This window comes from Clostridium pascui, from assembly GCF_016908015.1.
Taxonomy (GTDB): domain Bacteria; phylum Bacillota; class Clostridia; order Clostridiales; family Clostridiaceae; genus Clostridium_AK; species Clostridium_AK pascui.
Genome location: NZ_JAFBDB010000004.1, coordinates 297,151 through 319,593, shown reverse-complemented (window position 1 = coordinate 319,593; position 22,443 = coordinate 297,151). Strand labels below are relative to the sequence as shown.

18 protein-coding genes are annotated in these 22,443 nt (G+C 31.5%); all 18 read left to right on the top strand.

What is annotated here, in order from left to right; all coding sequences use genetic code 11:
• Window positions 1-234 precede the first annotated feature (234 nt).
• The 18 genes from JOC70_RS12145 to hydA all read left to right on the top strand — a co-directional run bounded on the left by JOC70_RS12145 (window position 235) and on the right by hydA (window position 22,368).
• Window positions 235-1,608, top strand: a complete 1,374-nt coding sequence (locus tag JOC70_RS12145; RefSeq protein ID WP_204599147.1) for an NCS2 family permease — start codon at window positions 235-237, stop codon at window positions 1,606-1,608.
• Window positions 1,609-1,642: 34 nt separating this feature from the next.
• Window positions 1,643-3,343: an adenine deaminase gene (gene ade, locus JOC70_RS12140; protein WP_204599146.1), complete on the top strand. Its 1,701-nt coding sequence runs from the start codon at window positions 1,643-1,645 to the stop codon at window positions 3,341-3,343.
• A 163-nt stretch (window positions 3,344-3,506) separates the two neighbouring features.
• On the top strand, window positions 3,507-3,953 hold the full coding sequence (locus tag JOC70_RS12135; protein ID WP_204599145.1) for a DUF4342 domain-containing protein: 447 nt from the start codon (window positions 3,507-3,509) through the stop codon (window positions 3,951-3,953).
• A 119-nt stretch (window positions 3,954-4,072) separates the two neighbouring features.
• A complete protein-coding gene (locus tag JOC70_RS12130) occupies window positions 4,073-4,759 on the top strand; it encodes a response regulator transcription factor (RefSeq protein ID WP_204599144.1) in 687 nt (228 codons plus the stop codon).
• Entirely contained in the window at window positions 4,749-6,302 is a 1,554-nt protein-coding gene (locus JOC70_RS12125; protein WP_204599143.1) for a HAMP domain-containing sensor histidine kinase, read from the top strand. The genes JOC70_RS12130 and JOC70_RS12125 overlap by 11 nt, the downstream gene beginning before the upstream one ends.
• Before the next feature lie 234 nt (window positions 6,303-6,536).
• Complete coding sequence (locus JOC70_RS12120) at window positions 6,537-7,094, top strand: hypothetical protein (RefSeq protein ID WP_204599142.1); 558 nt, start codon at window positions 6,537-6,539, stop codon at window positions 7,092-7,094.
• A gap of 140 nt (window positions 7,095-7,234) precedes the next feature.
• Window positions 7,235-8,989: a sigma 54-interacting transcriptional regulator gene (locus tag JOC70_RS12115; protein ID WP_204599141.1), complete on the top strand. Its 1,755-nt coding sequence runs from the start codon at window positions 7,235-7,237 to the stop codon at window positions 8,987-8,989.
• Window positions 8,990-9,356: 367 nt separating this feature from the next.
• On the top strand, window positions 9,357-10,655 hold the full coding sequence (locus JOC70_RS12110; protein WP_207755297.1) for an amidohydrolase family protein: 1,299 nt from the start codon (window positions 9,357-9,359) through the stop codon (window positions 10,653-10,655).
• 11 nt (window positions 10,656-10,666) lie between these two features.
• Window positions 10,667-11,749: a 4Fe-4S binding protein gene (locus JOC70_RS12105; protein ID WP_204599137.1), complete on the top strand. Its 1,083-nt coding sequence runs from the start codon at window positions 10,667-10,669 to the stop codon at window positions 11,747-11,749.
• A 16-nt stretch (window positions 11,750-11,765) separates the two neighbouring features.
• Window positions 11,766-12,551, top strand: coding sequence for an FAD binding domain-containing protein (locus tag JOC70_RS12100; protein ID WP_204599136.1), 786 nt, complete (start codon window positions 11,766-11,768; stop codon window positions 12,549-12,551).
• Window positions 12,551-13,000 (top strand): (2Fe-2S)-binding protein, encoded by a 450-nt coding sequence (locus JOC70_RS12095; RefSeq protein ID WP_204599135.1) that lies wholly within the window; start codon window positions 12,551-12,553, stop codon window positions 12,998-13,000. Before JOC70_RS12100 ends, JOC70_RS12095 begins: the two co-directional genes overlap by 1 nt.
• A complete protein-coding gene (locus JOC70_RS12090; RefSeq protein WP_204599134.1) occupies window positions 13,001-15,310 on the top strand; it encodes a xanthine dehydrogenase family protein molybdopterin-binding subunit in 2,310 nt (769 codons plus the stop codon). It begins immediately after the preceding gene.
• A 27-nt stretch (window positions 15,311-15,337) separates the two neighbouring features.
• Window positions 15,338-15,910 carry an NTP transferase domain-containing protein gene (locus JOC70_RS12085; RefSeq protein WP_204599133.1) on the top strand — a complete coding sequence of 191 codons (573 nt, stop codon included), beginning with the start codon at window positions 15,338-15,340 and terminating at the stop codon, window positions 15,908-15,910.
• A 16-nt stretch (window positions 15,911-15,926) separates the two neighbouring features.
• Window positions 15,927-18,068, top strand: coding sequence for a xanthine dehydrogenase family protein molybdopterin-binding subunit (locus JOC70_RS12080; RefSeq protein WP_204599132.1), 2,142 nt, complete (start codon window positions 15,927-15,929; stop codon window positions 18,066-18,068).
• Window positions 18,061-18,534: a (2Fe-2S)-binding protein gene (locus JOC70_RS12075; protein ID WP_204599131.1), complete on the top strand. Its 474-nt coding sequence runs from the start codon at window positions 18,061-18,063 to the stop codon at window positions 18,532-18,534. The genes JOC70_RS12080 and JOC70_RS12075 overlap by 8 nt, the downstream gene beginning before the upstream one ends.
• Window positions 18,528-19,373, top strand: a complete 846-nt coding sequence (locus JOC70_RS12070) for an FAD binding domain-containing protein (protein WP_204599130.1) — start codon at window positions 18,528-18,530, stop codon at window positions 19,371-19,373. Before JOC70_RS12075 ends, JOC70_RS12070 begins: the two co-directional genes overlap by 7 nt.
• A gap of 388 nt (window positions 19,374-19,761) precedes the next feature.
• A complete protein-coding gene (gene dpaL, locus JOC70_RS12065; RefSeq protein WP_204599129.1) occupies window positions 19,762-20,976 on the top strand; it encodes a diaminopropionate ammonia-lyase in 1,215 nt (404 codons plus the stop codon).
• A 9-nt stretch (window positions 20,977-20,985) separates the two neighbouring features.
• Window positions 20,986-22,368 carry a dihydropyrimidinase gene (gene hydA, locus JOC70_RS12060; RefSeq protein ID WP_204599128.1) on the top strand — a complete coding sequence of 461 codons (1,383 nt, stop codon included), beginning with the start codon at window positions 20,986-20,988 and terminating at the stop codon, window positions 22,366-22,368.
• Window positions 22,369-22,443: the final 75 nt, after the last annotated feature.

Below are 22,443 nucleotides of genomic sequence, written 5' to 3'. Positions count from 1 at the left end.
TAAATGGTTATCAATGTGATAATTTTTATCACATTGATAACCATTTAATTGTATAATTAACTAATTTTTAACACGAGAAAATCATATATTTAAATATATGTAGTTAATAGCTAACAGGCAAATTAGAAAAAATAAGCTGACTGATTTTTGTTAGAAAACATTAATTATTAAGTATAAAGGTTGGCACAAATAATGCTATGTATATGATTAAAAATAAAAAAAGGGGTGAGTTGTATGAAAACAGAATTAAGAGGCAGTAATGATGTAAGCTTTCTTGAAAGGTATTTTAAATTGCAAGAAAATAAGACTACAGTCAAAACAGAAGTAATGGCAGGTATTACTACATTTCTTACTATGGCATACATTATAGCTGTAAATCCAGAATTTTTATCTGCCACCGGAATGGATAAGGGTGCAATACTCACAGCTACATGTATAGCAGCAGGACTAACTACAATACTAATGGGTATATATGCTAATTTACCATTTGCATTAGCATCTGGTATGGGACTTAATGCATTCTTTGCTTTTTCAGTTTGTATAGGGATGAAAGTTCCTTGGCAAGTTGCATTAACAGCAGTATTTTTCGAAGGTATTATATTTATAGTGTTGTCATTAACAAAAGTAAGAGAAATGGTAGTAAATTCAATACCTACCACTCTTAAAATAGCAGTTAGTGCAGGTATTGGATTATTTATAGCTTTAATTGGATTTGAAAATGCAAAAATAGTTATAAATGATGATGCCACACTTATTACTTTAGGAAAAATGACAGACCCAAGAGCAGTTATATGTATGCTTGGTGTAATAGTTATAGCAATTATGACTTATAAAAATATAAAGGGTGCAATACTGTGGGGGATACTTATTTGCTCTGTAGCTGCTTGGGGCTATGCATTAGCAATAGGACCAGATGTAGCTGCTAAAAATTATGGAATATTTGTTCCAAGTGGTATTTTTGCATTTCATAGTATATCACCAATTGCATTTAAACTAGATTTTTCTTTGCTCACTCATTCTCAGGGTATTATCACGTTTTTAACTGTAATGCTAACATTCTTATTTGTAGATTTCTTTGATACAGTAGGAACATTAGTTGGCGTTGCATCTAAAGCTAATATGTTTGACAAAGATGGAAACGTTATAAGAGCAAGACAGGCACTTTTAAGTGACGCTATAGGAACAACCTTTGGTGCAATGATAGGAGTTTCTACAGTTACAACTTATGTAGAAAGTTCTGCAGGAGTTGCTGAGGGCGGAAGAACGGGACTAACATCTGTAGTTACAGGACTATTATTTTTAGTAGCAATAGTATTTGCTCCTATATTTATGTCAATTCCAAGCTGTGCTACAGCACCAGCATTAATTGTAGTTGGATTATTTATGATGCAAAATGTAGTTCAAATAGATTTTTATAACTATATAGAAGCAATACCAGCATTTTTAACAATAATACTCATGCCGCTAACTTATAGTATAGCTACTGGACTTATGTTTGGAGTTGTATCTTATGTTATATTAAGTGTACTTGCAGGTAAAAAAGAAAAAATATCTGGAACTATGTATATACTTGCGCTATTATTTTTATTAAAGATGATATTTATGTAAGTAAGATATTTTAATTATAAAGGGGAAATGAAATATGCTAGAAAGTATGAAAAGTAATATTAAAATTGCTGCCCGTAGAGAAAAGGCCCCTTTGGTATTAAAAAATGCTTTTTTCCTAAATGTATTTACTAGGGAGTTTGAAAGAGGAGATATTGCTATGAATAATGGAATCATAGCAGGTATTGGCAGCTATGAAGGAATAGAAGAAATAGATTGCGATGGCCTTTTTGTAACTCCTGGGTTTATAGATGCTCATGTTCATATAGAATCATCCAAATCAATACCTGAGATTTTTTCTCAGGTATTGTTACAAAATGGAGTAACTACTTGTATTACAGATCCACATGAAATAGCTAATGTTTTGGGAGAAAAGGGCTTAGACTTTATGATGGAAAATAGCAAGAAGAGTTTGATGGATATATTTTATATGATACCATCATGCGTTCCAGCTACTGAATTTGAGGATAATGGAGCGCTACTTAGATCGGAAGATATAGAATCCTATAGAGATAGGGAAAATGTAATTGGATTAGCAGAGGTGATGGATGTACCTTCTGTTATAAATTGCACTGAATGGATATTAAAAAAGATAAATATGTACAAAGATAAAACTATAGATGGACATTGTCCTCAAATAAGTGAAGAATGGTTAAATGCATATATAGCTGCGGGAGTAAAAACGGATCATGAATGTAGTGATGCTATGCAGGCTTTAGAAAAAGTTAAAAAGGGCATGTATGTAATGATTAGGGAAGGCTCTGCTGCTAAAAATTTATTGAGTTTACTGCCAGCAGTAAATGAAAAAAATTACTCAAGATTTTTATTTTGTACTGATGATAAAGACATAGGCGATCTTATAGAAAAGGGATCTATAAATGAGAATATAAAGATTTCAATAGAATATGGATTGAATGAAATCATAGCATATACTATAGCATCCTATAATGCAGCGCAGTGCTATAATTTAAAGGATAGAGGGGCTATAGCACCAGGTTATAAAGCGGATTTAGTAATATTGAGTGATTTAAAAAAGGTTACCATAGATAAAGTTATAAAAAGTGGAAGAGTTTATAATTATAAGTTTGATTTTAAAGGCATAAATCCTAACTTAAAAAATTCTATAAATATGGATGTTGTTACCGAGGAAAGTTTTAAAATAAAGGCTAAATCATCTAAAATAAATATTATAAAGGTTATAGAAAATTCAATTGAAACCAAAAAAGAAGAAAGAGAAGTTATAATCCAAAATGGATATGTAAACAGAGTAAAGGGAGAAGATATTTTAAAAATAGCTGTATTTGAAAGACATAAAAATACAGGTAAATATTCATTAGGATATATTGAAGGATTAGGACTTACAGAATGTTCTGTAGCGCAAACTATAGCACATGACTCGCATAATGTAATAGTAGTTGGAAGCTTAGATAGTGACATGACAATTGCTGTAAATAGACTTATAGAAATTGGTGGGGGAATAGTTTTAGTTTCAAATGGAAAAGTAATTGAAGAGTTAGAACTTCCAATAGCAGGTCTAATGACATACAAAGAACCAAGTTATGTTATAAATAAGCTTTCTAATATGAATAGTTTCATAAAAGCTCATGAAAAATATGAAGATAAGGATATATTTTTAACTTTAGGTTTTATGGCACTTCCTGTAATACCTGAGTTGAAAATAACTGCAAGAGGACTATTTTATTTTAAGGATTATAGATTTATAGATTTGTTTTGTTAATATAAGATTATAAAATAAGTGGTAAGGGAAGATCTTTATCACTTATTTTATTTATAATATTGAGATATTCTAATCTAATTCTAATCTTTCATTAATTGTTCTCTAATTAATCTACTCTATAATAAAATTATAAGTTAAGTTAATAAATTTTGGAGGGATTAAGATGTCAATAAAAATAGAACAAATTGATGAATTAAGAAAAAGAATTAATGTAAGTTATGAAGATGCAAAGGAAGCTTTAGAAAACTGTGATGGAGATATGTTAGAAGCAATAATATATTTAGAAAAAAACAATAAAGTTAAGGCTGAAAAAAATGATGATAAAAAGGGATGTTTCTTTGACAAAATTAAAGCACTTATAAAGAAGGGAAACAATATTAGATTTGTTATTAAAAAGAAAGAGAAAATAGTTCTAAATTTATCTCTTAACGTTTCTATATTAATAGTGGTATTTGGGTTTCATATAGCTTTTATTGGTTTAATCCTAGCTTTATTATGTGGGTTTAGGGTGAAGTTTGAAACTAATAAGGGTGAAGATATAAAGATAAACCAAACTCTTGATAAAGTACAAAATGAAATACAAGAAATTAAAAATGATTTAGTAGGTTAAATATAAATTGCATTGGATCTATACCAGTGCAATTTTTTTACTTGCAATATTTTGGTGATTTAGATTTAATAATAATTAAGGTTTGGTCTAGATTATGGTTAAAGTGGAGGACTATCATTATGAATAATCAAAGGATTCTTATTATTGAAGATGAAATTAAAATAGCTAGGTTTTTAGAACTTGAGCTTAAACATGAAGGATACGAAGTTGATCAAGCACATGATGGAAGGGAAGGACTTGACAAGGCCCTTGAGCAAGAATTTGATTTGATTATATTAGACATTATGCTTCCTTCAATGAATGGCATTGAAGTGCTAAGGAGATTAAGGCAAGGTTCTGAAGTTCCTGTAATCATGCTTACAGCTAAAGATGAAATTATGGATAAAGTTGTAGGGTTAGATATGGGCGCTAATGATTATGTAACTAAGCCTTTTGCAATTGAGGAATTACTTGCAAGAATTAGAGCAGCGCTTAAAAGAAAAGTAACTCAAATAATGACATCAAGTATTCTTGAATTAGATGGATTAAAAGTTGATTTAGATAAGTATATAGTAACATATGATAATGAGGCAATAGAACTTACTAAAAGAGAATTTGACCTACTTAGGTATTTCCTAGAAAATAAAAATATTGTTCTTACAAGAGATAAAATACTTCAAACAGTATGGGGATATGATTATATGGGTGACACTAATGTAGTTGATGTATATGTTAGATATATAAGATGCAAGATTGATGATAAATATAGTAAAAAAATAATTCATACTGTTCGAGGGGTGGGATACCTACTAAAAGATGAAAAATAAAGGAATATATTTGCAATTAATCAAACAGATAATAAGATGCATATCCATAGTTCCTTTTTTATTGCTTAAGAAAATAATAAGTTTAGCAAAAAAATTTAAAAATAGATTTATTGAAAAACTACGGTTTTCTTTAACTTTTAAAATAACAATAGTGTATATGTTTATAATAAGTCTTATTCTAATGCTGTTAAGTGGTGCAATAATAGGTGGATTTGCTATATATGCCGGATGGAATGCTGAAGATAATTTACAAAAAGACTTTCAGTTAATTTCGGATTACCTAAAAGAAAATACCGAAATTCCAGTAGAGAAGTTAAATAGGATCTCTAGGCTTGATAATATTTCAATATCTATATTTGATGAAAATAAGAATTTATTATATACAACAGAAAATGGGGAAGATTCTATAATCTTCCGTGATGAAAGTAAACAAAATCAAAGTATAGTTATTAATGAAAACTATATAATTATAAAAAATAGAGATAAGGTTTATGTGGATTGGGATTATCTTAACCATAATGATAATAATTTTGGATATGCAATGATGCTTAGTAATAGAGTGAACTGGAAGTCAAGGGACATTTACATTCAAGTTAAAGATAGATTAATAAATGAAATATTTAGTGTAATAGTTTTAACTTCTACACTATTATTTATGGATATAGTTGTTACAATCATAGTTCTACTTGCTGGTACAAGAGCTAGCAGAAAAACTTTAAAACCAATTGAAATAATGACAAATACAGTTAAGAATATAACTATTAAGGCATTAGATACAAGACTTAATATTAGAGGATCGCAAGATGAACTTAAAGATTTGGCAAGAACTTTTAATACTATGCTTGACAGAATACAGGAGTCTTATGAGCAGCAAAACCAATTCGTATCAGATGCTTCTCATGAATTAAGAACTCCAATTTCAGTTATTCAAGGATATGTAAACATGCTAGACAGATGGGGAAAGGACGATAAAAGCGTTCTTGAGGAGTCTATTTCTGCAATTAAAACTGAATCTGAAAGCATGAAATTACTTATAGAAAAGCTTTTATTCTTAGCACGGGGGGACAAGAATACTCAAAAGGTTGAAAAAGTGGAGTTTTATTTAAATGAATTAATTGATGAAATAGTTAAAGAAACAAAGCTTATCGATAATACTCATGAAATAAAAAGTGAAAAGAATGATTTAGCAAAGATTAATGCAGATTATAAGATGATTAAAGAAGCTCTAAGAGTATTTATAGATAATAGTATAAAGTATACTCCAGAAGGAGGATTAATAAAGGTTAATTGTATCCTTCAAGATAATGAAGTTTTAATTTCTGTTGAAGATACGGGCTTAGGAATTTCAAAAGAAGACTTACCACATATCTTCGATAGGTTTTATAGAGCGGATAAATCAAGAACAAAACGAACAGGTGGCACAGGACTAGGCCTATCTATTGCAAAATGGATTATATTTAACCACAATGGAAGGATTACTGTTGAAAGTAGAATTAATGTAGGTACAAAGATAAGTATAACATTACCTATTATATATAAATAAATGTATAGATAGGAAAATAATAAAATAATATTCGAGTTTAATATAGGCTTAAGAAGTGATTTCTTAAGCCTATATTAAATAATTATAACGTCAAAAAATACATTAATATCTTAATAAAACACAAATTTCTAATCAAATTTTAATATTAAATAAAGAAATTCTTAAGAATTAGCTGATATAATAGGTCAAGTAGTTAGAAAATATGAGTAATATTAAGGAGTTTGATTATAAAAAATGAGTCAAAAAAATATTTATCTGGTTTTATCTAGGACAGGCACCTGGCTTTCAAATTTAATAAGCTTATTTACTGAAGGCAAATATATACATTCTTCTATTAGCTTTGATAGTAGTTTTACTAAAATGTATTCTTTTGGCAGGACAAACCCTGACAATCCTTTTTCAGGTGGATTTGTTCAAGAAAGTTTATATGATGGAGTATATAAAAAATTCTCTAGAAGTGAGTGTGTGATATATAAATTAGAAGTTACAGAAGAACAATATAATATCTTAAAAAATGAAATAGAAGGATTTTTAGAAAAAAAGGATGAATATAAATATAATTTTTTAGGCTTATTTGGAGTTTTATTTAATCAACCTGTTAAAAGGAAAAATTATTATTTTTGTACTCAGTTTGTTTCAGAAGTTTTAATTAAAAGTGGGGTTTATGATACTGACAAAAACCCTGCATTAATGAAACCAGATGATTTATTTTCAATTGAAGATAAGGATTTAATTTACGAAGGGTTTATAAATGAATGTTTCAGATTTCAGAGGGCATATAATTTTAACTAATAATTGATATATGATAAATAGTATTCAAAAACAGTCTTTAAAATGGGCTGTTTTTTTATTTAATCATTTTTGTATTTTGCTCATAATTGTTATATAATGGATATACAAATAATTCAAAAAATTTAGAAAGGGTGTAAACTATGAAATCTATTCTAATGGAAATACAGCCTTCTATAAAAAGATATGCAGATATACTTTCAAAAGTTCTAAAAGTAGATGTTGAAATTGCTGATAGCAACCTTGTAAGGGTTGCAGGTACAGGAATGTATAGAAACCTTACAAATAGGAGTATGGAAAAGGAAGGATACATATATAAACACATATTAAAAACTGGACAGCCTCAAATAATAGATAAGCCCGGGGAAAGTGAGCTATGTATACCTTGCAGTAAATATGGTAAATGCAGTGAAAAATATGAAATATGCACTCCAATAAAGCTTGGTAGCCAAATTGTAGGAGTAATTGGACTTATATGTTTTGGAGAAGAACAAAAAAATCACCTTCTAAATGATTTTAATACATATATGGAATTCTTGCAGCAAATTTCCGAGTTTATAAGTATTACTGCATATGAAAGAAAGGAAAAACTAAGAGAAAACACTTTAGTTAAGGGATTAAATTTAGTAATAGATAAGATGGATAGAGGAGTTATCATTTTAAATAATCAAGATAAGGTAACTCATATTAATAAAAAAGCTATTGAAATTTTAAAGTTTATAGATGGAAACTTTAGGCACACCATAGAAATAGAAAAAATAGATGAAAGTATATTAGAGATGAGCAAATATAAATTAACTATAGACAAGCAAACTTTTAATGTCTATGGTCAATTTTATTCTATAGGACTAAATGAAGAGCAATTTGATAAATTATTTATATTTCAGGAAGGAAAAATTACTAAAGGAGAAATTACATCGCATATAAAAATGGATATACAATGTAATGATATTCTAGGAGACTCGCCTGCAATGTATGAGTTGAAAAATAATATAAAGAGAATAGCATCTTCCTGTTCCACGGTACTTATAACAGGGGAAAGCGGTACAGGTAAAGAAATGTTTGCACGTGCAATTCACAATGAGGGAGCAAGAAAAAGCGAACCATTTATAGCTATAAATTGTGCAGCTATTCCTTATGAATTACTAGAAAGTGAACTTTTTGGTTATGTTAAGGGAGCTTTCACTGGAGCATCTGCATCAGGTAAGATTGGGAAATTTGAATTAGCGAATCATGGAACAATATTTTTAGATGAAATTGGAGATATGCCATTAGCGCTTCAGACAAAAATTTTAAGGGTACTTCAAGATAGAAGGATAATAAGAATAGGATCAAATACTCCAGTTGATATAGATGTGAGAGTAATTGCTGCGACTAATAAGGATTTAATGGCCCTTATTGAAAAGGATAAATTCAGAGAGGATCTTTATTATAGATTAAATGTCATACCTTTTAATATTCCACCACTTAGAGAAAGAATAAAAGATATAGAGTTTTTGGTGAAACACTTTATAGATAAATATATGAAGATACTTGGAAAGAATTTTACTAAGATGGATATACACGAAGGAGTTATGGATTTATTTTACGCATATAGCTGGCCGGGAAATATAAGAGAGCTTGAAAATACAGTGGAATTCATGATAAACATGGTTGATACCAGTGGAGTTTTAGTATTAGATATGGTTCCAAGGAGTATAATAAATTCTCAAAGAAAGGTTCGAAAGGGAAAGGAAGAAATAATGACATTAAAGGAGCTTGAAAAAAGAGAAATATTGAAGGCGATTAATATATTTGGCGATACAACTCAAGGAAAAAAGTTAGCTGCGAAAAAACTTGGAATAGGAATTGCAACTTTGTATAGAAAGATAGATGAATATGAATTAAACAATTTATAAAAATCTATGATTTTGTTATAAATTAGCACATCTTAATTCATTGAGATGTTTCATGCATGATTTATAGAAATTTGTAATTTTGTTATAAATCAGCACATCTCAATTCATTGAGATGTTTCATTTTAAACATTAATTATCAATATAAGAAAGTTTATCAATTTGATAATATGCATGAAATAATAATTAGTTAAACATCAATGAAATCTCTACTACTAATATAAACCTTATGAACGATAGGTATAAAAATATTTGTATTATTAATAATGTGGAGAAGTTTGAATAACAGTTTTTTATAAATGACAATAAAACTTATATTGGCATAAATAATGCTATGAATAATGGAGATTAAAATTTAATACGAGGGGGGATGAAGGTGAAAGTATTAACAAATGTCTCTATATATGATTTTCATTCATTAAGGAAAAACTGTTATATAAAGTTTAACTCAGAAATAGAAGAAATAGGAGAGATGAAAAACTTTAATGATGAAGATATAAATGAAATATATAATCTTAAAGGATCCATAGTAATGCCAGGACTTACAAATTGTCATACTCATATATATTCTACCTTATCAAGAGGGATGAATGTTCCATTTAACCCAAAAAGCTTTCAAGATATTTTGGATCAGCTTTGGTGGAAACTTGATGCAAAACTTGATAACGAAGCTAATTATTACAGCGCATTAGTTTATGGTATTGATTGCATAAAAAACGGAGTGACTTCTATAATAGATCATCATGCTAGTGGACTTGACATAATATACTCTTTAAGTGAAATTAAAAAAGCTATTTCAAATGAGTTAGGATTAAGAGGAATATTTTGCTTTGAAACTAGTGATAGATTTAATATTTATGAATGTATCAAAGAAAACATAGAATTTTCAAGAAAAAAAGATGAAAAATTCGCAGGGCTATTCGGAATGCATGCATCTCTAAGTTTAAGTGATAAATCATTAAGCATCATATCAAAGGAACTTAACGGACTACCTATACACATTCATGTGGCAGAAAGCCAAGAAGATGTGAAAGATTGCATGGAAAAACATAACATGTCAATAGTAAAAAGACTTGATAAGTTTAATCTTTTAAATGAAGAATCTATCTTAGCTCATTGCGTTCATATAGATGATGATGAGGCAAAAATAATTAGAGACAGAAACTGTAGAATTGCTATAAATCCAACTTCAAATATGAACAATGCCGTAGGTATAGCAAATTATGAAGTATTCAGGAAAAACAAAATAAAATGCATGATAGGAAATGATGGTCTGGGAGCAAATATAACCCGTGATTATTTAAATGTAGTATATGCTATGAAAAATAAATTGGGCAGCCCAACAAAGTTTGGTTTGAATGATTTATTAGAACTTATACAAAATGGGTATGATTATGTAGCTAATATACTAAATATAAAAATAGGAAAAATAGAAGAAGGATACAAATCAGACTTTATAACTGTTCCCTATGATCCATCAACACCATTAAATAATGATAACGTTTTAAGCCATATCTTCTTTGGAGTTTTTGAAAGTTTTCATCCTAAAGATGTATGGGTAGATGGGAAAATGTTAATGGAAAACTATCAGGTTAAATATGATACAGAAGCTTTATATGAAAAGTCTGCGAAAGTAGCAGAAAAGGTATGGGAAACAGTAAATCAGTAGGGGGTTTTTATATGAATTTGAAAACAACTATAGCAGGTATTGAGCTTAAGAATCCAGTTATGCCAGCTTCGGGACCATTAGTTGGAGATTATGAAAAGATGATGGCGCTTGCAGGCTTTGGACTTGGTGGAATGGTAACAAAAACAATATCTATTGAGGGAGCAGAAGTTGTAAGGCCATGTATATATGGAAATAAGGACAGCATAATGAATGCTGAGCTTTGGTCTGAGTATTCACTTAAGCATTGGCTAGAATATATACTTCCCAATTTAAAGAGAGATTTAAATGTACCTCTTATAATAAGTGTTGGATACACTAAAGAGGATATGGAAAAATTAATTCCGGTATTAGACCCTTACGCAGATGCTTTTGAGGTTTCAACTCACTATGTGGGAAAGGATTTAAGTGTTATAGGGGAAACTGTAAAGACAATAAGAAGTAATACAAAAAAACCTGTATTTATGAAAGTGAGTCCTCATATTCCAGATCCTGTAGCCTTTGCGCAGGCGGTTAGAGATAACGGAGCAAGTGGAGTTGTAGCTATAAATTCTCTTGGACCTACTATGAAAATAGATATTCAAAATAGAAAAGTTTTAGTTGGAAATGAAAAAGGAGAAGTTTGGACATCAGGACCTGCTATAAAACCTGTAGCACTTGCCATAGTAAATAAAATAAAGAGTGCTATGCCAGATTTTATAGTAATAGGGGTAGGCGGTATAGCAACAGCAGAAGATGTAGTTGAATTTTTACTTGCAGGAGCAGATGCTGTGCAAATGTTATCAGCTGCAATGCTTAGAGGTAAGGATTTATATGAAAAGATAATAAAAGATCTTCCGGAGATTTTGAGAAAGTATAACTTTAATAGCATAGAGGAAGTTGTAAACACATCCCTTCAAAAGGGTGAAGTTAAATATGAACCAGATCATCCTGTAATTGATGAAGATAAGTGCACAAAGTGTAAGCTTTGTGAAAAGGTATGTCCTTATTTTGCAATAGAAGTAAAAGAAATAGTTGAAGTAAATAATGATAAATGTTTTGGATGCGGGTTATGTGAATCTAAGTGTGCTGTACATGCTATAAGTGGGGTTTTATAGAAAGGAGTGAGGATATTTGAAAATAAAAGAGTATTTAAAGCCAGTAAGTCTACAAGAAGCTTATAATATTGTGAAAAATGAACAAGCTGTTGTAATTGCCGGAGGAGCATTTATAAGACTTGGAGAGAGAGAAATACAAAAGGCTCTTAATTTATCAAATTTAAATTTAAATTTTATAGAAGAAAAAGGTGATGAAATAGAAGTAGGAGCTATGACAACTCTAAGAGAAGTAGAATGTTCTAAGATCTTAAAAACTGCATTTGATGGAATGCTATCAAATGCAGTTTCTGAAATAGTTGGAGTTCAAATAAGAAATATGGCAACTATAGGAGGAAGCATTTGTGGAAGATATGGTTTTTCAGATGTTATAACTCCGTTAATGGCACTGGATACTTATCTAGAGTTTTATAATTTGGGGAGAGTTCCATTAGAAGATTTTCTAGAGAGTAAATCTAAGTTTGAGGATATCTTAGTAAAAATAATCGTAAAAAAGGACGGGAAACGTGGAAAGTTTTTAAGTTTAAGAAATACAACCACAGATTTTTCTATACTAAATGTAGCAGTATCAAAAAAGGATAATGAATTTAAAATTGCTGTAGGGGCAAGGCCATTTGGGGCAAAGCTTTCAAGAGAAGCTATGGAATTTATAAGTAAAGTAGAATTAAGTGAAGAAAATGCTAAAAAGGCAGGGGAATTGGCTGTAGAACATTTAAGTTTTGGAGAGGATTTAAGAGCTTCTGCAATCTATAGAAAAGAACTCTGCAAGGCACTAGTTAAGAGAGGAATCATGGGGGTGATTTAATGAAGATTAATTTAAAGATAAATGGTGCTCTACGATTAATTGAAATTGAAGCTCATGAAGTGCTTCATGATGTTTTAAGAAGATGTGGATTTACAAGTGTTAGAAAAGCTTGTGATACAGGAAACTGTGGAGTTTGTACAGTGCTTTTAGATGGAAAACCTATTCCATCTTGCTCCTATCTTGCAGTAAAGGCAGAAGGTCATGAGGTAACTACTATTGAAGGAGTAGAAAAAGAAGCTGAAGAAATAGCAAAACTTATAACTGCAGAAGGAGCAGAACAATGTGGATTTTGTAGCCCAGGATTTGTACTTACAGTAATAGCTATGAAGAGAGAATTACAGAATCCCACAGTGGATGATATGAAGAGCTATTTAGTAGGAAATTTATGTAGATGTTCAGGATATCAAGGACACTTAAGAGCAGTTAAAAAGTTTATGGGGGTGGACTAAATGAAGGAAGTAAAAAGATCCATACCAAAGTTTGAAGGTATGGGACTTATAAAGGGAAGACCAGCTTATACCAATGATTTGGCGCCAGTAAACTCGCTTATAGTTAAGGTTTTAAGAAGCCCTCATGCTTTTGCAAAAATTACGAGCATAAATACAGAAAGAGCTGAAGCACTACCAGGAGTAAGTTTAGTTTTAACCTATAAAAATGTACCAAGAAATATATTTACCCGTGCAGGACAAGGATTCCCAGAACCATCACCTCATGACAAATATATTTTAGATGAGTATGTAAGATATGTGGGAGATGAAGTAGCAGCTATAGCTGCAGAAAATGAGAGTATAGCTTTAGAAGCATTAAAACTTATAGAAGTGGAGTATGAAGTATTTGAGCCAGTGCTGGATTTTGAAAAGGCAGAGGGACATACCTCTATAATACATCCTGAAAAAGAAGCTCATGAAATGTTTCCTATAGGATTTAAGCCTGAGAAAAATATAGCTGCTGCATATAATATGAGCTTTGGAGATTTTGATGAAACATTAAAGAATTGTGAGCATGTAGTGAAAGAGACATATTATACTCAAGCTCAAGCTCACACTGCAATGGAAACACATGCATCCTTTGCATACTTAGACTTACATGGAAGACTCACCATTGTATCTTCAACTCAAACACCATATCATGCAAGAAGATTAGTAGGAAGAGCGTTAGATATGCCAATAGATAGAATTCGTGTTATAAAACCTAGAATAGGCGGTGGCTATGGTGGAAAGCAAGGTTTACATGGAGAATTCCTAGTTTCATTAGTAGCTTTAAGAACAGGAAGACCTGCAAAGCTTATATATACTAGGGAAGAGGTATTTGAAGCAACCTACTGCAGGCATGCTATGAAGGTTGAAGTAACACTTGGTTCTGATAAAGAAGGGAATTTAAAAGCTATAGATATGCAGATTTTATCAAATACAGGAGCTTATGGTGAGCATGCTCTTACAGTATTTATGGTAGCTGGTTCTAAGACACTTCCTTTATATAATAAAGTTCTCGCAGGTAAATTTGGGGGGAAAGTAGTATATACTAATTTAACCCCAGCAGGAGCCTATAGAGGATATGGAGCGATACAAGGTAACTTTGCATTAGAATCTGCTGTAGATAAAATGGCAGAAATTATAGGAATGGATCCTATGGAATTTAGAAAGAAAAATATGATAAGGCAAGGAGAAGGATCACCTGTATTTAAGATAATGGGAGAAGGTACAGAGGGAGTTGACATGATAATTGATAATTGTAAACTTCCTGAATGCATAGAAAGGGGATTAGAACTTTCAAATTGGAAGGAGCAGTATCCAAGAAAACAGATTGCATCAAATAAAGTTAGGGGAATGGGCTGTGCTATTGCAATGCAGGGTTCCGGTATTCCAGCTATAGATATGGGATCGGCACTATTAAAGTTAAATGATAAGGGATTTTTCAATCTTTTAGTTGGAGCTACAGATTTAGGAACTGGAAGTGATACTATACTTGCTCAAATTGCAGCTGAAACTCTAGGAATTGAAACAGAAAAGATTGTAGTTTATTCTTCAGATACAGATTTAACTCCATATGATGTAGGGGCTTATGCATCAAGTACTACTTATGTTTCAGGTAATGCAGTAAAAAGAGCTGCTGAAAACATGAGAAATATGATTATTCAGGCTGGGGCAGAAAGTTTAGAAGTAAACCCAGTAAATGTAGAATTTGATGGTAAATATATTAAAACTCTTGATGAGCAGAGACAAATCAGTTTAGAACAGCTTTCGATAGAGCTTTATTATAATAAACATCACAAACAGTTAATAGCATCAGGGTCTTTCTCAGGAGAAATTTCACCAGCACCATTTATGGCAGGATTTGCAGAAATTGAAGTTGATACTGAAACAGGTAAAGTTGATCTCATTAACTATACAGCCGTAGTTGATTGTGGAACTACAATAAACCCAAATCTTTGCCGAATACAGGTAGAAGGTGGACTTATGCAAGGAATTGGAATGGCAATGTTTGAAAAGGTTAAGCATACAGAAAAAGGTAAGCTTTTGACCAATAATTATATGACTTATAATATTCCAACAAGAAAAGATGTAGGAAAACTCACTGTAGAATTTATAGACAGCTTTGAACCTACAGGACCTCATGGGGCAAAATCTGTAGGGGAAATAGGAATAGATACTCCACCAGCAGCTATAGCAAATGCTATATATAATGCAGTAGGAGTTAGAATTCAAAAGCTTCCAATAACATCTGAGGATGTTTTGATGGGGATTATAAATAAGAAGTAAGGTATTAAGGATAGGGGGTAATTTTAAGTGGGTAGAGATGGAGTAATTTTAGCAGCGGGTTTGTCCTCAAGAGCTAAGGCATTTAAAATGCTTTTATCTTTAAAGGGTAAAACCGTTATTGAAAATACCATAGATAACATGCTTCAGTTTTCAGAAAGGATAATAGTTGTAGGAGGACATAAAATTGAGCTTTTACAGCCTGTTATTGAAAAATATAAAAATGTAGAACTAGTATTTAATGAAAACTATGAAGAAGGCATGTTTAGCTCTGTTAAATGCGGACTTAAAGCTGTGAGAGAAGATGAGTTTTTCTTTACTCCAGGTGATTACCCTCTTATTTCTAAAGATGTATATTCAAAGATTATAAGTGAACAGGGGGATGTAATAATCCCTACATATAAGGGTAGAAAGGGGCACCCAATACTTATAAAAAGTAAGTTTATAAAGGAAATACTTGAAGAAGGCAGATATGAAACCTTGAGAGATTTTATAAATAGCAAAAGTCCAAGTTTTATAGAGGTGAATCATAAAGAAATACTTATGGACATAGATACTATAGAGGACTATGAGAAGGCTTTAAAAAATTTAGGGGAAGATTAAGGGGGTGCAGTTTTATATGAAATGCATCAGTGAATCCATAAAAAGATTTGACACAGAAGATAAGATTGCAGGCAGCGCTAAATATATAGGGGATTATAAGTTTCAAGATATGCTTTATGCAAAAACCTTAAGATCTACAGAGCCAAGGGCTAAAATAAAAAGCATAGAGTATCCAAAGCTTCCTGAAGGATATTATGTAGTAGATAAAAATGATGTTCCAGGAGAAAATGGGGTAAAAATTATAACTTATGAAGAACCATTCTTTGCCAAGGAGGTTGTAAATTATATAGGAGAGCCTATTTCATTAATAGTAGGACAGGATAAAAGTATAATTACAGATATAATTTTAAATACAAAGGTAAATTATGAAGCTATAGATCCTATTTTAACCTTAGAAGAATCCTTGGAATGTAAAAAAGAGCCTATGTATAAAGATAATAATTGCTTTGTAGAATTTAAATATTCAAAGGGAAATTTAGAAGAAGTAAAGAAAAATGCAAAGTATGTAATAGATGGAGAATATGAAACAGGATATCAAGAGCAACTTTATCTAGAGCCACAAGGAGTAATAGGTACTTATAACGATGGAAAAGTTACTGTATATGGTTCTATTCAATGTCCATATTATGTTAAAAATGCCTTAATAGATGCTCTAAAATTCCAAGAAGATAAGGTTCAAATTGTGCAAGCTACAACAGGTGGAGCTTTTGGTGGAAAAGAAGATTATCCTTCACTAATAGGAGGTCATGTTGCTTTTGCAGCATTAAAAACTAAGAAACCAGTACAACTTATATTTGATAGAAATGAAGACTTAGAATGTACGCCTAAGAGACATCCAAGTAAGATTAAAATTAAAAGTTATCTAGATCAAAATTACATGATAATTGGTAGAGAGGCAGATATAAGTTTAGATGGCGGAGCTTATGAAGGACTTTCAAGTGTAGTACTTCAAAGAACTATGTTTGCTGTAATTGGAGTCTATAATGTAGAAAATGTAAATGTTAAAGGAAGGGTTATGGCCACAAATACTGTGGTTACAGGAGCTTTTAGAGGATTTGGAGCACCACAGGCCTTCTTTGCAGAGGAAATGCATATGGAGCATATTGCAAAGAAACTTGGTATTGATTCCTTAGAATTTAAGATGAAGAATATGGTGAAACAAGGAGATAAGTCATCAACAGGAGGAATATTTAGAGATAAAATAAGAATGCCTGAAATGATCGAAAAAGCTATCCAAATGTCATCATATAAGGATAAAAAGGAATTATTTAAAAGTAATAAGGAAAATGGAAAGCTTAATGGAATTGGAATGTCACTATTTTTCCACGGTGGAGGCTTTACTGGCAGTGGAGAAAGAGATCATATAAAGGCTAAAGTCAAACTTGTAAGATATCCTGATAATAAAGTAGAAATACTTATAGCTAATGTAGAAATGGGACAGGGGGTTCAAACAGCACTTAGAAAAATAGTAGCACATACTTTAAATGTACCAGTAAACACTATAATTTATGAAAACCCTGATACAGATAGGGTTCCTGATTCAGGACCTACAGTTGCATCTCGTACTACAGTTGTAGTTGGAAAACTCTTAGAAGAAGCAGCTTCAAAACTTAGAGCAAGATGGAACGAAGCAGGGCAAATAGAAACGGAAGCAAATTACAAATTCCCAGAGATTTATTCGTGGGATGGAGATAATTTTATAGGTGATGCATATAACTCATATTCCTGGGGAGTAAACGTAGTGGAAGTAGAAGTTGATCCACTAACTTATTTACCAGATATAAAAGGAGTATGGTCAGTATTTGATATAGGTTGTGCTATAGATGAGAGAATAGTCAGAGGACAAATTGAAGGTGGAATGCTTCAGGGGTTAGGCTATGGTGGCATAGAAGTTATGGAAAGTAAAAATGGACGTATAATGCAGAAGACAAGCAGCGATTATACAATTCCAACTATTAAAGATGCTCCTGAAATCCAAAATGAACTTATATGCGAGCCTTACTTTAATGGCCCGTTTGGAGCAAAGGGACTTGGAGAGTTAACACTTATAGGTGCAGCACCAGCTTATGCGCTAGCTATTCAAGATGCAATAGATAAAAATATTTATAAAATTCCAGTGAGGCCTGAACATTTAATGGGGGTGATGGGAAATGAGTAAAATTAGCTTTACTTTAAATTTTGAAAAGGTAGAAATAGATACACATCCATTAAAAAGACTTATAGATGTACTAAGGGAAGATTTTAATTTAACAGGGCATAAAGAAGGCTGTGGAGAAGGAGAATGTGGAGCTTGCTCCATTATATTAGATGGAAGGCTTATAAACTCGTGTTTAATGCCTGTTGGAAAAATAGAAGGAAAAGAAGTTTTAACCATTGAAGGACTTCAAAAAACAAATAGGTATAAGGTTTTAAAGGAGAGTTTTGAAGAAGCAGGAGCAGTACAATGTGGCTTTTGTACTCCTAGTATGATAATGGCCACAGAAGTACTATTAAGAAACAATTCAAAGCCTACAATAGGTGAAATAAAAGAAGGCCTTTCAGGGAATCTATGTAGATGTACAGGATATAACATGATAATAGAGGCGGTACGAATGGCATCAAAAAGAGGTGACGGACTATGGTAGAAATATATAAACCTAAAACATTAAAAGAAGTTCTTCAAATATTGAATAAAGAGCAAGTAGTAATATTTGCTGGTGGAACAGATCTTATGGTTAAAAGAAAACAATGGTCAGGAATGACACCTAGATTTGAAGAACCAATAGTATTTATAGCAGATATTTACGAGCTTAAGAAAATAGAAAGAAGCGAAGATAAACTTACAATAGGAAGTGCTGTGACATATACTGAACTTATTGAAAGCCTACTTATACCTGAATATATGAAAAATATATTTAAGCAGGTGGCGTCCCCTGCAATAAGAAATATAGGAACTATAGGTGGAAATATAGGTAATTCTTCTCCAGTAGGAGATACTCTTCCTTTATTATATGCCTTAGAAGCAAAAATAAATTTACAAGCTGAAACTTCAAAAAGACAAGTAGATATAAAAGATTTTATATTAGGACCAGGAGTAAATGATTTAAAGGAAGGAGAATTGATAACTTCTATAGAGATACCTTTAAAGGATTTTAGTATTACAGATTATCATAAAGTAGGAACTCGTAAATCAACAGCTCTTGCAAAGCTATCATTCCTTGGTATAACTGAAATTAAAGATAATAAAATTCATGATATAAGAATTTCATTTGGAGCAGTAGCTCCAACAATAGTGAAATCTAAGGAAATAGAAAATAGAGTTATTGCACAATCATTAAATGGTGAAGAGATAGATAGAAATGAATTAATAAAACTATATGACAAACTTATAAGACCAATTGATGACCAAAGATCTACTAAACATTATAGAAAAGCTGTTTGTTTAAACTTACTTAATAGCTTTTTAGATAAAATAATCAAATAAAGTTTAAGGTCATTATGATAATTCTAACTAATGTATAATTATCAATGTGATAAACAAATCCTCTTTCATACTAATTTTTTAATGTTATAATCTTTAATTTTAGTTATCAATTTGGTAAGTATTATCATATTGATAACTATTTTTTATGATTTTTTGATATATAAAACTATTACGGTAGTATAAAGTAAAAAATAAAACACTACAAAGCTTTTAAAAGCTTATATTTTTAATAGAATTACACAAAAATTTTTATTTTATTGTTAAAGCTAACAATTCAACAAATTATTGGCATGGTTAATGCTTCTAAATAAATTATGATATCAGATACTAGGGATTAAAGTAGGTAACTTATCACTAATAACTTGTTACTAAAAAGGGGGAAGGTAATATGGACATAAAATATAAAAGTAATGGCAAATGCCGAAGTGAAAATTTTGAAAAAACTTTGGTAAAAGACTTTGAAATGGATGAAATAAAAAAGGTAAATAAATTTCATGAAAGCTTTGAAGTTTATAATAAAACTCCACTAGCGAAACTTGATAATTTGGCTAAAAGCTTAGGAGTGAAAAACATATTTGTAAAGGATGAGTCCTATAGATTTGGATTGAATGCATTTAAAGTACTAGGAGGTTCCTATGCCATAGGAAAGCTTCTTGCAAAAAAACTTGATGTAGATATTTCAGATGTAAGCTTTGAATATCTAAGAAGTAAGGAAGTTAAAGATAAGATAGGACAAATTACCTTAACTACTGCAACAGATGGAAACCATGGAAGAGGAGTTGCTTGGGCAGCTCAGCAGCTTGGACAAAAAGCTGTTGTTTATATGCCAAAAGGATCATCACTAACTAGATTAAATAACATAAATGCAACTGGAGCGGAGGCCTATATAACTGATTTAAATTATGATGATGCAGTAAGGCTTTCCCTTGAAAATGCTAAAAAATACGGATGGGAAATAGTTCAGGATACTGCTTGGGAAGGATATGAAGAAATTCCACTTTGGATTATGCAGGGTTATGCAACTATGATGGTAGAAGCAGTGGAGCAAATGAAGGAAGCAGGAACCGAAAAACCAACTCATGTATTCATACAGGCAGGGGTTGGTGCACTTGCTGGAGCAGTTCAGGGATTTTTAACTGCATATTATGGTGAGGATAGGCCAATAACTGCAATAGTTGAGCCTAATTTAGCAGATTGTATATATAGGTCAGCTGTAAATGGAAAAATGACTAATGTTACAGGGGATATGCCTACTATAATGGCAGGACTTGCTTGTGGAGAGCCAAATCCAATTGGATGGAACATACTTGACAGATATACTGATATGTTTGTATCCTGTGAAGATTATGTGGCAGCAGAGGGCATGAGAGTTCTTGGCAATCCATTAGGAGATGATAGAAAAGTAATATCTGGAGAGTCTGGAGCAGCACCTGCAGGATTTATGTATTGCATACTTAAAGATGAGAAATATAAGGAAATAAGAGAAGCTCTTAGTATAGATCAAAATTCATCAATACTTGTAATAAGTACGGAAGGAGATACAGACCCAGATAATTATAGAAAAATAGTATGGGATGGAGCCTATCCTTATCCTGAAGAATAAGGTGATTTTATGAAACTATTAATAAAGAATGGCACTATAGTAACTGCTAGTGACATATATAAAGGCGATATATATTCTGAGAATGGAATCATTAAAGAAATAGCAACCAATATAGAATACACAGCAGATGAAATTATTGATGCTGGAGGTAAGTATGTAGTTCCAGGTGGCGTAGATGTTCATACTCACTTAAATCTAGATGTAGGATTTGCAAGGGCAAATGATGACTTTTACACAGGTACAGTTGCTGCAGCTTGTGGAGGAACTACTTCAATTGTAGATCATATGGGCTTTGGTCCAAAGGGATGTGATTTAAAAGATCAAGTAAATGTATATCATGGATATGCAGATAAAAATGCAGTAATTGACTATAGCTTTCATGGGGTTGTTCAACATGTAGATGAAGGTATATTACAAGAAATGAAGACTATAGTTGAAGAAGAAGGAATACCGAGCTTTAAAATTTACATGACCTATGATTATAGAGTAAACGATGTGGAAGCGTTTAAGGTATTAGAAGCACTTAAAGAGCTAGGAGGGATAACTACCGTTCATCCTGAAAATCACGAAATAGTAAATTATTTTAGGGAAAAGTTCATAAACGAAGGAAAGGTAGCTCCTATATACCATGCACTAAGCAGGCCTGAAAGGTGCGAGTCCGAGGCAATAAATAGAATGATTGATTTAGCCTATATGGCAGGTGATGCACCGCTTTATATAGTCCACTTAACTAATAAAGATGGGTTAAAGCATATAAAAAGGGCACAAAGGAGAGGGCAAAAGGTATTCTCAGAAACTTGTATACAATATCTTTTGTTAGATATAGATAGATATAATGGGCCAAATAATGAAGGACTTAAATATATAATGAGTCCTCCTCTTAGAGATAAAAGAAATCAAGGGGCATTGTGGCAGGGCATAAGAGATGGAAGTATACAAGTAGTAGCTACAGATCATTGTCCATTTAGTTTTAATAAAGATAAGCAAAGGGGAAAGGATGATTTTACAAAGTGTCCCAATGGAGCTCCAGGAATTGAAGAAAGAATTCCACTTATGTTTTCAGAGGGAGTTATGAAGGGAAGAATAAGCATAAATAAGTTTGTAGAAGTATGTTCAACAAATCCTGCAAAGATATTTGGGCTTTATCCTAAAAAGGGTGCAATACAAGTTGGTTCAGATGCTGACATAGTAATTATAGACCCCGATAAGGAAGTGAAATTGAGTAAGGATATGCTCCACGAAAATGTGGATTACACTGCTTATGAAGGATTTGAACTTAAGGGCTATCCTATATACACCATAGCGAGAGGAGAAATAATAGTAAAGGACAATGAATTTGTAGGCAAAAAGGGGTATGGGGAATTTATAAAAAGAGTAAAGAATTATTATTAGGGAAATATCCCAATAAATTGGGATGTAATGATTTACAACAAAATTATAAATTTTTATAAATCATGTAAAAACATT